This window comes from Streptomyces sp. NPDC093546 (genome assembly GCF_044765045.1).
In the GTDB taxonomy this organism is placed as follows: Bacteria; Actinomycetota; Actinomycetes; order Streptomycetales; family Streptomycetaceae; genus Streptomyces.
The window spans coordinates 182810-196416 of sequence record NZ_JBIWJG010000005.1 but is presented as its reverse complement, the minus strand read 5'-3'; the positions used below and the strand labels follow the sequence as shown (position 1 = coordinate 196416).

General features: G+C 73.7%; 9 protein-coding genes. 3 read left to right on the top strand and 6 right to left on the bottom strand.

The genetic code is table 11. The annotated features are described in order from the left end of the window. The first annotated feature begins 161 nt into the window (after window positions 1–161). Window positions 162–1970 (top strand): glycoside hydrolase family 3 protein, encoded by a 1809-nt coding sequence (locus tag ACIRNI_RS13535; protein ID WP_403551169.1) that lies wholly within the window; start codon window positions 162–164, stop codon window positions 1968–1970. Window positions 1971–2018: 48 nt separating this feature from the next. Here the strand turns inward: ACIRNI_RS13535 and ACIRNI_RS13530 are convergent, their stop codons facing one another. From ACIRNI_RS13530 to ACIRNI_RS13515, 4 genes are all read right to left on the bottom strand, one after another. After that, window positions 2019–3431 carry a S28 family serine protease gene (locus tag ACIRNI_RS13530; RefSeq protein ID WP_403551167.1) on the bottom strand — a complete coding sequence of 471 codons (1413 nt, stop codon included), beginning with the start codon at window positions 3429–3431 and terminating at the stop codon, window positions 2019–2021. 85 nt (window positions 3432–3516) lie between these two features. After that, on the bottom strand, window positions 3517–3849 hold the full coding sequence (locus ACIRNI_RS13525) for a hypothetical protein (RefSeq protein ID WP_403551165.1): 333 nt from the start codon (window positions 3847–3849) through the stop codon (window positions 3517–3519). Window positions 3850–4044: 195 nt separating this feature from the next. Then, complete coding sequence (locus ACIRNI_RS13520; RefSeq protein WP_403551163.1) at window positions 4045–7758, bottom strand: ABC transporter ATP-binding protein; 3714 nt, start codon at window positions 7756–7758, stop codon at window positions 4045–4047. 58 nt (window positions 7759–7816) lie between these two features. Next, window positions 7817–8755, bottom strand: a complete 939-nt coding sequence (locus tag ACIRNI_RS13515; RefSeq protein ID WP_403551607.1) for a serine hydrolase — start codon at window positions 8753–8755, stop codon at window positions 7817–7819. A gap of 144 nt (window positions 8756–8899) precedes the next feature. On the opposite strand from ACIRNI_RS13515, the gene ACIRNI_RS13510 reads away from it, so the two are divergent. Further along, the gene (locus ACIRNI_RS13510; protein WP_403551161.1) at window positions 8900–9277 is read left to right on the top strand and encodes a hypothetical protein; all 378 of its coding nucleotides are present in this window, start codon (window positions 8900–8902) and stop codon (window positions 9275–9277) included. On the opposite strand, the gene ACIRNI_RS13505 is transcribed toward ACIRNI_RS13510, so the two are convergent. Together ACIRNI_RS13505 and speB are read right to left on the bottom strand one after the other, a co-directional pair. Further along, window positions 9261–10976: a thiamine pyrophosphate-binding protein gene (locus ACIRNI_RS13505; protein ID WP_403551159.1), complete on the bottom strand. Its 1716-nt coding sequence runs from the start codon at window positions 10974–10976 to the stop codon at window positions 9261–9263. The two genes, ACIRNI_RS13510 and ACIRNI_RS13505, sit on opposite strands and share 17 nt — an antisense overlap. A 114-nt stretch (window positions 10977–11090) precedes the next feature. Then, entirely contained in the window at window positions 11091–12062 is a 972-nt protein-coding gene (speB, locus tag ACIRNI_RS13500; protein ID WP_403551157.1) for an agmatinase, read from the bottom strand. Window positions 12063–12184: 122 nt separating this feature from the next. On the opposite strand from speB, the gene ACIRNI_RS13495 reads away from it, so the two are divergent. Beyond that, window positions 12185–13597 (top strand): PucR family transcriptional regulator ligand-binding domain-containing protein, encoded by a 1413-nt coding sequence (locus ACIRNI_RS13495; protein ID WP_403551155.1) that lies wholly within the window; start codon window positions 12185–12187, stop codon window positions 13595–13597. Window positions 13598–13607 lie beyond the last annotated feature (10 nt).

Genomic DNA, 13607 nt, shown 5'->3' with positions numbered 1-13607 from the left:
CCCGCGCGTGACGGAGCGACACCTCGGGGGCCGGCCAGGGGCTTTGCCGCGTGCTGCGGTCCCGGTTCTTGACCTGGCAGTTACTTTCCGGCTATGCGTGGCTCCTTGGAAGTTTCCTTCACCGCCCCCCACTCCCCTCCGCACGGCCGGAAGGAGCACCAGTGCACCACCGCGCCACCACCTCCAGACGTACCCTCCTCACCGTCACCGCCGCCGCGGCGGCCGCCGCCGCCACCGGGGTCGCCACCCCGGCGCGAGCCGCCGACGACCGCCGCCTCCAGCAGCTCATCTCGCGGATGAGCCTGGAGGAGAAGGTCGGCCAGCTCTTCGTCTCCCGCGCGTACGGGCACTCCGCCACCGCGCCCGACCCGGCCGACGTCGACGCGAACCTCAAGGAGATCGGCGTCCGCACCGCCGCCGAGCTCGTCGGCCGGTACCACGTCGGCGGCGTCATCTACTTCACCTGGGCGCACAACACCCGCGACCCGCACCAGATCGCCGACCTGTCCAACGGCATCCAGCGCGCCGGGCTCGCCCAGCCCACCCCCGTACCGCTCCTCATCTCCACCGACCAGGAGCACGGCATCGTCGCCCGGATAGGGGAACCCGCCACCCTGGTGCCCGGCGCGATGGCGCTCGGTGCGGGCGGGTCCCGCTCCGACGCCCGCCGCGCCGCGCGCGTCGCGGCCCGGGAGCTCGCCGCGATGGGCATCCGCCAGAACTACGCGCCCGTCGCCGACGTCAACGTCAACCCCGCCAACCCCGTCATCGGCGTCCGCTCCTTCGGCGCCGACCCCCAGGCCGTGGCCGAGCTGGTCGCCGCCCAGGTGAAGGGGTACCAGCGGGCCGGGGTCGCGGCCACGTCCAAGCACTTCCCCGGCCACGGCGACACCGAGACCGACAGCCACTACGGGCTGCCGAGGATCGGCCACACACGCGAGCAGTGGGAGAAGCTCGACGCGCCGCCGTTCCGGGCGGCCATCGCCGCCGGCATCGACTCGATCATGACGGCGCACATCGTCGTCCCGGCCCTCGACCCCGCCGAGGACCCCGCGACCCTCTCCCGCCCCATCCTCACCGGGATCCTGCGCGAGCGCCTCGGCTACGACGGCGTCGTCGTCACCGACTCGCTCGGCATGGAGGGCGTCCGCACCAAGTACGGCGACGCCCGCGTGCCCGTCCTCGCCCTGCAGGCGGGGTGCGACCAGCTGCTCAACCCGCCGCACCTGCCCACCGCCTGGAACGCCGTCCTCAAGGCCGTACAGAGCGGCGAGATCAGCGAGGCCCGCATCGAGGAATCGATTCTCCGCATCCTGCGCCTCAAGGCGAAGCTCGGCCTCTTCCGCGAGCCGTACGTCACCCACGAGGGCGTGGACCGCACCGTCGGCTCCGCCCTGCACCTCGCCACCGCCGACCGGATCGCGGAGCGGACCACGACCCTCCTGCTCAACGAAGACGGCCTGCTGCCCCTCGACCGCCGCGAGCGGCCCCACCTGCTCGTCGTCGGCGCCGACCCGGCGTCCCCCTCCGGCACCACGGGGCCGCCGACCGTCACCCTCGCCGCCGCCCTCACCGAGCTGGGCTTCACGGCGGCGGCGCTGTCCACCGGCACCGCGCCCTCCACCGCGAAGATCGACGAGGCGGTGGCGGCCACGGCGGGCAAGGACGCGGTCGTCGTGGGCACGTACAACGTCTCGGCGACCAGTACGCAGCGCACGCTGGTCTCCCGGCTCGCCGCGACCGGCGTCCCGGTCATCACGGTCGCCCTGCGCAACCCGTACGACATCGCACGCCTCAGCGGCCAGCGCGCCACCCTCGCCGCGTACTCCTGGACCGACGTCGAACTGCGCGCCGCCGCACGGGTCATCGCCGGGCGGGCGCGGCCCGGGGGGCGGCTGCCGGTGCCCGTGCAGCGCGCCGACGACCCGGCGCAGGTGCTGTATCCGATGGGCTACGGCCTGACGTACTGATCGGAACGGAACGGCCGGGCGGGGGTCGCACCCCGCCCGGCCGCCGCCCTACGGACGCAGTGTCTGCTCGCGCACGAGCGTGCGCTTGTCCAGCCCCGGGACGGTGCGGACCGGCGCCGGGGCGATGCCCGCCCACTCCTGGATCCGTGCCGTGGCCTTCGTACGCTCGGCCTCGACCAGCGCGGAGACGCTCGCCCCGTGGTTGGCGCCGGGCGCCGCGAAGACGTAGCTGTCGCGGGCGCCCTTGTCGACGCGGAACCGCTCCGCGCCCCAGGGGTCGTTGGCGCCGTACACGAAGAGCATCCGGTGCGCCCGCGTGCGCACCCAGGTGTCGACGTCCCGCATCACCCACGACTGGAAGCGGGGCAGCGGGACGTCACGCGGGACGAAGGCCCGGGCGGGCTGGTAGCCGTACCGCGTCAGGCCCTTGAGGTGGTCCATCCGCAGGCTCGGCGAACCCAGCTGCGTGGCGGCCTGGTAGTAGTACGGGACCGCCCACTCCAGGCCCTGGTCGGTGTAGTACGACCAGCCCGAGTAGCCGTCGATGGTGTCGTAGACGGTCTGGTCGGAGGCGGTGGCGGCGTCGGGGATGTCGGCGCACTCGGCCTCGGTGTGGTACTGCCAGAAGCCCCAGACGAAGTCGAGGACGACCGCTTCGTACGCCTTGTCGAGGCTGCCGAGGGTGGTGAAGGTCGCGCCCGTCTCGTCCGCCCACGCGCGGTACTTCTTCTGCAGCGGCTCACGGCGGACCAGCGCCTCGCGCTGCATGGCGTTCAGCCGGTCGCGGCACTCCTTGGTCCCGACGGTCGCGAAGAACCGGTCGTACGCCGAGTCCTCCTTCTCCACCACGTCGTTGGGCGCGACGTACGCGACGACGCCGTCCATGTCCCGCGGGTAGAAGCGCTCGTAGTACGTCGCCGTCATGCCGCCCTTGGACACGCCGGTGGCCAGCCACTTGCGGTCGTACAGCGGCTTCAGCGCGGTGAAGACGCGGTGCTGGTCGGAGGCCGCCTGCCAGATGTCGAGCTTCGACCAGTCGGCGGGCTCCGGGCGGGACGGGGTGAAGAAGCGGTACTCCATGGCGACCTGGTTGCCGTCGACGATGGCCGCCGGCTCGCTGCGCCAGGGGCGGGTGCTGAGCGCGTACCCGCTCGTGTAGAAGACCGTCGGGCGGGCGGTGTCCTTGTGCAGCACGGTGACGCGCTGCTGGAAGGTGCCGCGGGTCGGGTCACGGTGGTCGACCGGCTGGGTGTAGCCGAGGACGAAGAAGCGGTAGCCGGGGTAGGGCTTCTCCTCCAGCAGGGTCATCCCGGGAATCGCCAGGATGCGGTCCTTGATGTCCCTGTCCGTGGTCGTGCGGCTGTCGGTCGGTACGACGGCGGTGGCCGTGGCCGTACCGGTCGCACTCACGGTGCCTATGAGCACCACGAGCGACAGCAGCCATCTGAGCGCCTTACGCATGCACCCTCCACTTGGGTCACGGTGGTCGCCGTGAACCTAGCGGGGCCAATGCCCCTGCCACCAGAGGCACTTGCCAGGCACGTGCTCAGCAGAGGAACCAGCCGGTGGTTCCGCCCTTGCCGGCGACGGTGCCGGACGCGCGGACGCAGCGGTTGAGGGCGTGCACCGTGACGGGCCCGGCCTGCCGGGTGAACCGCCCCTTGTCGACGGCCGCGCGTCCGCCGCGCGCCTGGATGGTGACGGCCATGGCGCGGCGCACGCCCGGCTTCTTGGCGACGGCGACGGCGCACGCGTACTGGCGGTTCTTGTAGACCCTCAGCTCTCCGGTGGAGAACGCCACGGTCTTGACGAGCCGTCCGGAACAGGCGGCCGCCGCCTCGGCGCGGGCGCCGTGCCCGGCGAGGGTGAGGGTGCTCACGGCGACGAGAACCGCCAGAACGCGCGTGCACAGTCGCCTTGTCGCCCCGGCCGCGGCCGTCGCCCCACCGAACACCCTTGTCCTCCTTCGCCTCGTGAGCGTACGTGCGTACGACGCAGGGGGCGGACGGATGGTTGCGTCCCGCCCCCCTGAGCGCGCGGTGCCGTACCGCTGGGTCGGCTCGTGGGGTGCCGCTCAGGCGACCACGGGCGCCTCGCCCACGAACGTCGCCCACAGGCGCGCGTACCGCCCGCCACGGGCCAGCAGCTCCTCGTGGGTGCCGTCCTCCGCGACGCGGCCGTCGTCCATGACGACCACGCGGTCCGCGCGGGCCGCCGTGGTCAGGCGGTGGGCCACCACCAGGGTGGTGCGGCGCCCGGCCAGGCGGTCGGTCGCGGCGTTGACCTGGGCCTCGGTCGCGAGGTCCAGCGCCGCCGTCGCCTCGTCGAGGAGGAGGACGTCCGGGTCGACGAGCTCGGCGCGGGCGAGGGCGATCAGCTGGCGCTGGCCGGCCGAGAGGTTGCGGCCGCGCTCGGCGACCTCGTGGAGGTAGCCGCCGTCGAGCGTGGCGATCATGTCGTGCGCGCCGACGGCCCGCGCCGCCGCCTCGACCTCCGCGTCGCTCGCGTCGGGGCGCCCGTACGCGATGGCGTCGCGGACGGTGCCCGGGAAGAGGTACGCCTCCTGGGGGACGACGCCGAGGCGGTGGCGGTACGCGGTGAGGTCGAGGTCGCGCAGGTCGGTGCCGTCGACGGTGACGCGGCCGGCCGTCGGGTCGTAGAAGCGGGCGACGAGCTTGACGAGCGTCGACTTGCCGGCGCCGGTCTCGCCGACGAAGGCGACGGTCTGGCCGGCCGGGATGCGCAGGTCGACGCCGGTGAGGGCCTCCTCCTCGTCCCCGTAGGCGAAGGAGACCTTCTCGAAGGCGATCTCGCCCCGCAGCGCGTCCACCTCCCGCGGCCGCGCGGGCGCGGCCGTCGACGTCGGCTCCCGCAGGAGCTCCTGGATGCGGCCGAGGGAGACCGCGGCCTGCTGGTAGCCGTCGAAGACCTGCGACAGCTGCTGCACGGGCGCGAAGAACAGGTCGATGTAGAGCAGGTACGCGACGAGGGCGCCGGTGGTGAGGGTGCCCGCCTCCACGCGGCCCGCGCCCACGATGAGGACGGCGGCCGCGGCGACGGACGACAGGAGCTGGACGAAGGGGAAGTAGATCGAGATGAGCCACTGGCCCCGGACGCGGGCCTCGCGGTACGACGAGCTCCGCTCGGCGAAGCGCGCCGCGCCCGTGCGCTCGCGCCGGAACGCCTGCACGATCCGCAGCCCGGACACCGACTCCTGGAGGTCGCCGTTGACGGCGCTGATGCGCTCGCGCGCGAGCTCGTACGCCTTGACGCTCGACCGGCGGAAGAACACCGTCCCGATGACCAGCACGGGCAGGGTGGCGAAGACGACCAGGGCGAGCTGCACGTCGATCACGACGAGGGCGACCATGATGCCGAAGAAGGTCACCACGGAGACGAAGGCGGTGACGAGGCCGGTCTGGAGGAACGTCGACAGGGCGTCGACGTCGGTGGTCATGCGGGTCATGATGCGGCCGGTCAGCTCGCGCTCGTAGTAGTCGAGCCCGAGCCGCTGGAGCTGCGCGAAGATCTTCAGCCGCAGCGCGTACAGCACCCGCTCGCCGGTGCGGCCGGTCATCCGTATCTCGCCGGTCTGGGCCGCCCACTGCACGACGACGGTGAGCAGCCCCAGCGCCGAGGCGGCCCACACCGCGCCGAGGGCGAGCTGCTCCACGCCTTCGTCGATGCCGTGCCGGATGAGGATGGGCAGCAGCAGGCCCGCGCCCGCGTCGAGGGCGACGAGCCCCAGGCTGACCAGGAGCGGCAGGCCGAAGCCGCGCAGCAACCGGCGCAGCCCGTACGACTCCTCGGGCGTGACCGCCCGCGCCTCGTCGATGTCCGGGGTGTCGGCCGCCGGGGGCAGGGCTTCGACCTGCGCGAGCAGCTCGGGCGTGGCGCCGGGGGTCTCGGAGGCGGCGCCGGCCGGGTCGGCGTCGCGCTCCCAGAGGGCGGGCGTGATGCCGCGTTCCGCGTCGAACTCGGCGTCGAGCTCCTCGCGGACGGTGTGGTCCTCGGGGACGTCCACGGGGAGGGCGTGGCCGGGCGAGACGCCGCCAAGCTCGTCGGGGTCGGTGAGGAGCCGCCGGTAGAGCGCGGAGCGCCGCTGGAGCTCGTCGTGGGTGCCGATGTCGGAGAGCCGTCCGTCGTCGAGGACGGCGATCCGATCGGCGAGGTTCAGGGTGGAGCGGCGGTGGGCGATGAGGAGGGTGGTGCGCCCGGCCATGACGGAGCGCAGCGCCTCGTGGATCTCGTGCTCGACGCGCGCGTCGACGGCGGAGGTGGCGTCGTCGAGGAGCAGGAGCCTGGGGTCGGTGAGGATGGCGCGGGCGAGGGCGACGCGCTGGCGCTGGCCGCCGGAGAGGGTGAGCCCGTGCTCGCCGACCTTGGTGTCGTAGCCGTCGGGGAGGTCGCTGATGAAGCCGTCGGCCTGGGCGGCCCGCGCGGCGGCGCGGATCTCGTCCTCGGTGGCGCCGGGTCTGCCGTAGGCGATGTTCGCGCGGACGGTGTCGGAGAAGAGGAAGCTGTCCTCCGGGACGAGCCCGATGGCGTCGCGCAGGGAGGCGAGGGTCAGCTCGCGCACGTCGTGCCCGCCGACCAGGACGGCGCCGCGCGTCACGTCGTAGAAGCGGGGCAGGAGCAGCGAGACGGTGGACTTGCCGCTGCCGGAGGAGCCGACGACGGCGACGGTCTCGCCGGGCCGGATCTCCAGCGAGAAGCCGTCCAGGACCGGGCGCCCGTCCTCGTACGCGAAGGACACGTCGTCGAACTCGACGCTCGCGGGCGCGTCCGCCGGGAGCTCCTTCGTGCCGTCCTTGATGACGGGCTCGGTGTCGATGAGCTCCAGGACCCGCTCGACGCCCGCGCGGGCCTGCTGGCCGACGGTGAGGACCATGGCGAGCATGCGGACCGGGCCGACGAGCTGGGCAAGGTAGGTGGAGAAGGCGACGAAGGTGCCGAGGGTGATCTGGCCGCGGGTGGCGAGCCAGCCGCCGAGCGCCAGCATGGCGACCTGCCCGAGGGCGGGCACGGCCTGGAGCGCCGGGGTGTACCGGGCGTTCATCTTGATGGTGCGCAGCCGGCCGGCGAAGAGCTTGCGGCTGGCCTGGCGCAGCTTCTGCGTCTCCTGTTCCTCCTGCCCGAAGCCCTTGACCACGCGGACGCCCGACACGGCGCCGTCGACGACGCCCGCGACGTGTCCGGCCTGGGCCTGGGCGTACCAGGTGGCGGGGTGGAGGCGGGTGCGGCTGCGCTTGGCGATGAACCACAGGGCGGGGCCGACGGCGACGGCGACGAGGGTGAGCGGGAGGGAGAGCCACGCCATGACGCCGAGCGAGATGAGGAAGAGCAGGATGTTCCCGATGGTCATCGGGAGCATGAAAAGAAGACCCTGGATAAGTTGCAGGTCGCTGGTGGCGCGGCCGACGACCTGGCCGGTGGACAGCTGGTCCTGCCGCCGCCCGTCGAGCCGCATGATCGTGTCGTACATCTCGGTGCGCAGGTCGTGCTGCACGTCGAGCGCGAGGCGTCCGCCGTAGTAGCGGCGGATGTACGTCAGGACGTAGACGACGACGGCGGCGGCGATGAGGAGCCCGGTCCATACCGCGAGGGACCGGGTTCCGGAACCGATGACGTCGTCGATGACGATCTTGGTGATCAGCGGGACGACGGCCATGACGGCCATGCCCGCGAGGGAGGAACCGAGGGCGAGCACGACGTTGCGCCGGTATCGCCAGGCGTAACCGGCCAGCCGCCGTGCCCATCCTCGTTCCGCGGTCGTGTCCGCCGCCACCACTGGTGCCTCCCGTTGTCTGTTCCGCCGGAAGCACCAACACGCTGAAATGCGATTTTCATCCCGCCGGGTGGGCGGGTCCCGTTTCCGGTACCGGAGGCATGGCCTCCTGGGGGACGGCGGGCAGCTGGAAGGTCTTGCCCATCGTCGACGCGGTCGGGTTGAGGTCGCGGTGGACCACCCGGGAGACGGCCTGGATGGTGTTGATGCCGTCGTTCATCGTCTTGTTGTCGTGCGTGAGGACGGTGATCGAGTAGTTCGCGGTGCTGCTGGTGAAGAGGCCGATGCTGTGCACCCGCCAGCCGTGCGTGGCGCGCGACAGCCAGCCGTTCTTGACGTGGACGGTCATGCCGGCGGGCGCGCCGGCGGGGGTCCCCCAGCGCTGGGAGGAGACGACGTTCCGCATGAGCTTGCGGATGTACGTGCGGGAGCTGTCGGTCAGGACGGTGTTCTTCACGGTGACCAGGTCCAGCAGCTTGCGCTGGTCACGGGCGGTGATCTGGGTGAGGCCCCAGTAGCCGCCGGAGCCGGGCACGGTCTGCGTCATGCCGGCGGCCCGCAGGAAGCCGTTGATCTTCGCCACGCCGAGCTGCTTCCACAGGGTGCTGGTGGAGGCGTTGTCCGACTTGGTGATCATGGCCGTGGTCAGGTTCACCTCGCGCTGGGTCAGCCCGCGGCCCTGCTTGCCCGCGTCCCACAGCAGGGCCGCGAGGACGGTCGTCTTCACGATGCTCGCCGAGTCGAACTTCTGCGTCGCGCGGAGCTCGCAGTGCGTGTTGGTGGTGCGGTCGTGCACGGCGACGGCCGTCATGGACGCGCGGCCCTTGAGGGCCGCGGCGATGTCCTGCGACAGCTTGGCGGCCAGTCCGGACTTGCCGGACGTGCACGTCACGGCCGGGGGCGCGGCGCTCGCGGGCGTCGCCGTGGCGACGACGGGCAGCAGCACCCCGAGGGCGAGGGCGGCGCGGAGCGCGCCGCGCCGGGGATGGCGGAATATGGAGGTCACGCCTTTCCAGACGCGCGACCGGCCGGAAGGTTGTACGCGACATGCGGCACGGCGGGCGCTGATCGACGTTCCCGCCCGCCTGGTGAGGGGTAGTCAGTTCCGGAGCGATCGGAGGCGACGGGACGGGGGACGGCCATGTCGGGTGGTGAGCGGACGGCTCCGCATCTGTGCGGCCGGCTGTACGCGACGCTGGAGGCGCTGTGCGCCCTCGGCACGGGCGGCACGTGGATGGCGCGTCCGGAAGAGGTCCGCAAGGCCATGCAGCCGCCGCGCACCGTGCTGCTGCGCCACCTGCGGGCGGTGGGCGAGCACCTGCACCTCGCCGTACGGCGCGGCCCCGCCCACGGGGAGGCCGCCGCCGAGGTCTTCGCGGCGATACCCGGCTTCGTCCCGACCGGCGGCCTGCCCGCCGGCAACCTCGGCGTGGCGGAGGCCGCCGAGTTCACGGCCGGTTACGAGGCGCAGCGGGCGGTGTACGAGGAGAAGCACGGGCCCCTCACGCGCCGGGGGTGAGCGGCTCCGTGAGGTGCGTCGGCGCGAACATCCGCAGCACCGCCGGGAGGACGACCACCGAAGGGCCGGGCGTGGCGAGGGACGCGGCGAGGTCCTCGCGCAGCGCGTCCGGCGTCGTCCGGACGGCCGGGACACCGAAGGACCCGGCGAGGGCGACGAAGTCGGGGCGGGCCAGCTCCGTGCCGGTGGCCCGGCCGAAGGCGTCCGTCATGTACTCGCGCAGGATGCCGTAGCCGCCGTCGTCGACGATGAGCCAGGTGACGTCGAGGCCGTACTGCCGCGCCGTCGCGAGCTCGGCGAGGGAGTACATGGCGCCGCCGTCGCCGGAGACGGCGAGAACCGGTGTCGTGGGGTCGGCGACCGCCGCCCCGAGCGCCGCCGGGAAGGCGTAACCGAGGCCGCCCGCGCCCTGGGCGGAGTGCATGGTGTTGGGGCGGCGGGCGTCGAAGGCCGACCAGGCCCAGTAGGCGAGGATCGTCATGTCCCAGAAGCTGGGCGCGTCGTCCGGCAGGGCCTCGCGTACGGCGCCGAGGACCCGCTGCTCCAGGGTCAGGTCCTGGGCCGCGAGCCGGCCCTGCACCTTGCCCAGGACCGTACGGACGCGCTCGGCGGCCGTGCCGTCCTCGCGCGGCGGAACCGCCTCCAGCGTCTCCAGCAGGGCGGAGAGCGCGAGCCGCGCGTCGGCGTGGATGCCGAGGGCCGGGTGGTTGGACTCCAGCTTGCCGAGGTCGGCCTCGATCTGGACGACCCGGCCGCGCGGGGCGAACGTGTGGTAGTTCGAGGACAGTTCGCCGAGCCCGGAGCCGACGACCAGCAGGACGTCCGCGTCCTCGAGGAAGTCCGTCATGTGGCGGTCCTCCAGCCAGGACTGGAGGGACAGCGGGTGGGTCCAGGGGAAGGCGCCCTTGCCGCCGAAGGTCGTCACCACCGGCGCCTGGAGCCGCTCCGCCAGGGCCCGCAGCTTGCCGGACGCGTCGGAGCGCACGACTCCGCCGCCCGCGATGATCGCCGGGCGCTCGGCGTGCGCCAGCAGGTGCGCGGCGACGGCGGTGAGCTCCGGGCGGGGCACCAGCTCGTCGGGGAAGGCGTCCGGGGCGGTGACGACCGGCAGGAGGGTCTCGGCGAGCAGCACGTCCTGCGGGATCTCCACCCAGACGGGCCCGTGCGGCGCGGTCAGCGCGGAGCGCCACGCGGCGGCGACCGCCGACGGGATCTGCGAGGCGGTACGGACCGTGTGCACCGACTTCACGACGTCGCGGAACGACGCCTGCTGGTCGCGCAGCTCGTGCAGGTGCCCGCGGCGGCCCCCGCCCAGCCCGGCCGCCGGCACCTGGCTGGCGATGGCGACCACGGGCGCGCTGGCCGCGGCGGCCTCCTGGAGCGCCGCGAGCGACATCAGGGCGCCCGGCCCGGTCGACAGCAGGAGCGGCGCGGCCTCGCCGGTGATCCTGCCGTACGCGTCGGCGGCGAAGCCCGCGTTGTTCTCGGTGCGCAGGCCCACGTACCGGAGCGTCGAACGGCCCACGGCGTCGAAGAGGGCCAGCGCGTGCTGGCCCGGCAGACCGAAGACCGTGGTGGCCCCCAGCCCGGCCAGCGTCTCCACGACGAGATCGCCGCCGGTGCGGCCGGGCGGGGGGTTGAGGGCGGCGGCCGTCTGCGCGGCGGTGGGCCTCAGCACCAGGTCGTGGTCGTGCGTCACGCGTCGTTCCTTTGCGAGGGCTCGGTTCGGCTCCGGCCCAGTCTCCCCGACACGGCCCGGACGCCCCGACCCGACCCGGGGGGGGGAGGCGGGGGCGGGGCGTCCGGAGATTCGTCAGGCGCGGGCCGCGGCGATCTGGCGGGACATGATCGTGGTCAGCTCGTACGCCGTGTGCGAGGCGGCGACCGAGGTGATCTCGGCGTGGTCGTACGCCGGGGCGACCTCGACGACGTCGGCCGAGACGAGGTTGCAGGAGGCCAGGCCGCGCAGGATCTCCAGCAGCTCGCGGGAGGTCATGCCGCCCGCCTCGGGGGTGCCGGTGCCGGGGGCGTGGGCCGGGTCGAGGCAGTCGATGTCGATGGAGATGTACAGCGGGCGGTCGCCGATGCGCTGGCGCAGCTGGTCGGCGATCTCGTCGGCGCCGCGCCGGTAGACGTCGGCGGAGGTGACGATGCCGAAGCCCATCTTCTCGTCGTCGGTCAGGTCCTGCTTGCCGTACAGCGGGCCGCGGGTACCCACGTGGGAGAGCGCCTCGGTGTCGAGGATGCCCTCCTCGACGGCCCGGCGGAACGGCGTGCCGTGCGTGTACTCGGCGCCGAAGTAGGTGTCCCACGTGTCGAGGTGGGCGTCGAAGTGGAGCAGGGCGACGGGACCGTGCTTCTTGGCGACCGAGCGCAGCAGCGGCAGCGCGATGGTGTGGTCGCCGCCCAGCGTCATCAGGCGGGCGCCGGTGCCGAGCAGCTCGTCGGCGGCGGCCTCGACCGTCTCGACGGCCTCGTTGATGTTGAAGGGGTTCACGGCGATGTCGCCGCCGTCCGCGACCTGCGCGAGCGCGAAGGGGGAGGCGTCCTGCGCCGGGTTGTACGGGCGCAGCAGGCGCGAGGCCTCGCGGATGGCGTTGCCGCCGAAGCGGGCGCCGGGGCGGTAGGACACGCCGGAGTCGAAGGGCACGCCGATGACGGCGACGTCGGCGGTGCCGACCTCGTCGAGCCGCGGCAGCCGCGCGAACGTCGCGGGTCCGGCGTACCGCGGGATGCGGGACGAGTCGATGGGGCCGCGCGGCGTCGTGGGGGTGCTGCTGGTCATGTCGGTCGCCTTCTGCCTTCTGTTCGGATTTCAAACTCCTGCACTGGACAGTAGGTGGCCGCACAGCCCAACTGAAGTGTACTTTTCCTCCACTGTTCCGGTTTCTGATGGAAGAAGTGTCCATGTCCGAGGCGAAGCCGACCCCGCCCGGCCCGGTCATCCCCCTGTCTGCGCTCCTCGCCCGTGAGGACCTGGGCCTGCGGCTGATCGCCGGGTCTCCGGAGGCGGAGCTCCACTGGGTGCACACCTCCGAGATGGCCGACCCGTACCCGTACCTGCTCGGTGGCGAGCTGCTGCTGACGGCGGGCGTGCAGCTGACGGACCCCGAGCGGTACGTCGGGCGCGTGGTCGCGGCGGGCGCGGCGGCGCTCGGGTTCGGGGTGACGCCGGTCTACGACACCGTGCCGGACGCCCTGGTCGCGGCCTGCGCCCGCCATGGGCTGCCGCTGCTGGAGGTGCCGCCGAGGACGCCGTTCACGGCGGTGGGGCGCGCGGTGTGGCGGCTCATGGCGCAAGCGCGCCACCACGAGCTGCGGCGCGTGACGGAGGCGCAGCAGTCGCTCGCGACCGCGGCGGCGCGGCCGGACCCGGTACCGGCGGTGCTGCACGCGCTGGCGTCCCGCCTGTCGGGCCGGGCCGCCCTGTACGCGCCGGACGGCACGGAGTACGCGGCGGCCGGGCGGCCCGTGGAGCCGGGGGCCCGGGAGGCGCTGGAGCGCCTGGCCGGGGTGCTCCGGGCCGGGCGCGGGACCGGGAGCCGGGCCGCCTCCGCGACCGACACCTCGGGCGGCGTCCACCTCGCGGCGTACGCGCTCGGGGGCGACCTGCGTCTGACGCTCGCTCTCGCCACCGCGCGCCGCGAACCGGGCGACCACACGATCGCGGGCGTCGCGGTGGTCCTGCTGTCGCTGCTGACCGCGCCGCACCAGGGCGCCGACGAGGCCGCGCGGTCCACCGCCCTGGTGCGGCTACTGCTGGGCGCGGCGCCCGCCGACGTGGCCCCGCTGCTGGGCGAGGCCCCGTGGACCGTGGTGCACGCGCGCGGCGAGGGCCCGCCGCCGCCGCTGGGCACGCCGCTGCTGGACCTAGGGGAGCCGGGCGCCGTACGGGCCCTGCTGCCCGCCGGACGGGAGCCGGCGCCGCACCCGGGCTGGACGCTCGGGGTCAGCGCCCCGGCCGCCCCCGACGGGCTCGGCGAGGCGGACCTCCAGGCGGCCCGCGCCCTGCGCCGCGCCGAGGCCGGGCACGTACCGCTGGCGCGCCACCACCGGGAGGCGGGCCTGGCCGGGCTGGTGGCGCCCGAGGAGGCGGCCGCGTACGCCCGCACCGTCCTGGACCCGCTCTCGGAGCCCCTGACCGAGACCCTGCGGGTGTGGCTGTCGCTGCACGGCAGCTGGGACCGTACGGCCACGGCGCTCGGGGTGCACCGCAACACCGTCCGCCAGCGGATCGCGCGGTGCGCGGCGCTGCTCGACGCGGACCTGGACGACGCGGAGGTGCGGATGGAGCTGTGGTTCGCGCTGCGCTGGCGCTGAGTCGTGGTGA

Coding starts and splice junctions, on each gene's coding strand:
- ACIRNI_RS13510 (WP_403551161.1), top strand. CDS start 8,900: ATGTCGGGTGGTGAGCGGACGGCTCCGCATCTGTGCGGCCGGCTGTAC.
- ACIRNI_RS13495 (WP_403551155.1), top strand. CDS start 12,185: ATGTCCGAGGCGAAGCCGACCCCGCCCGGCCCGGTCATCCCCCTGTCT.
- ACIRNI_RS13530 (WP_403551167.1), bottom strand. CDS start 3,431: ATGCGTAAGGCGCTCAGATGGCTGCTGTCGCTCGTGGTGCTCATAGGC.
- speB (WP_403551157.1), bottom strand. CDS start 12,062: ATGACCAGCAGCACCCCCACGACGCCGCGCGGCCCCATCGACTCGTCC.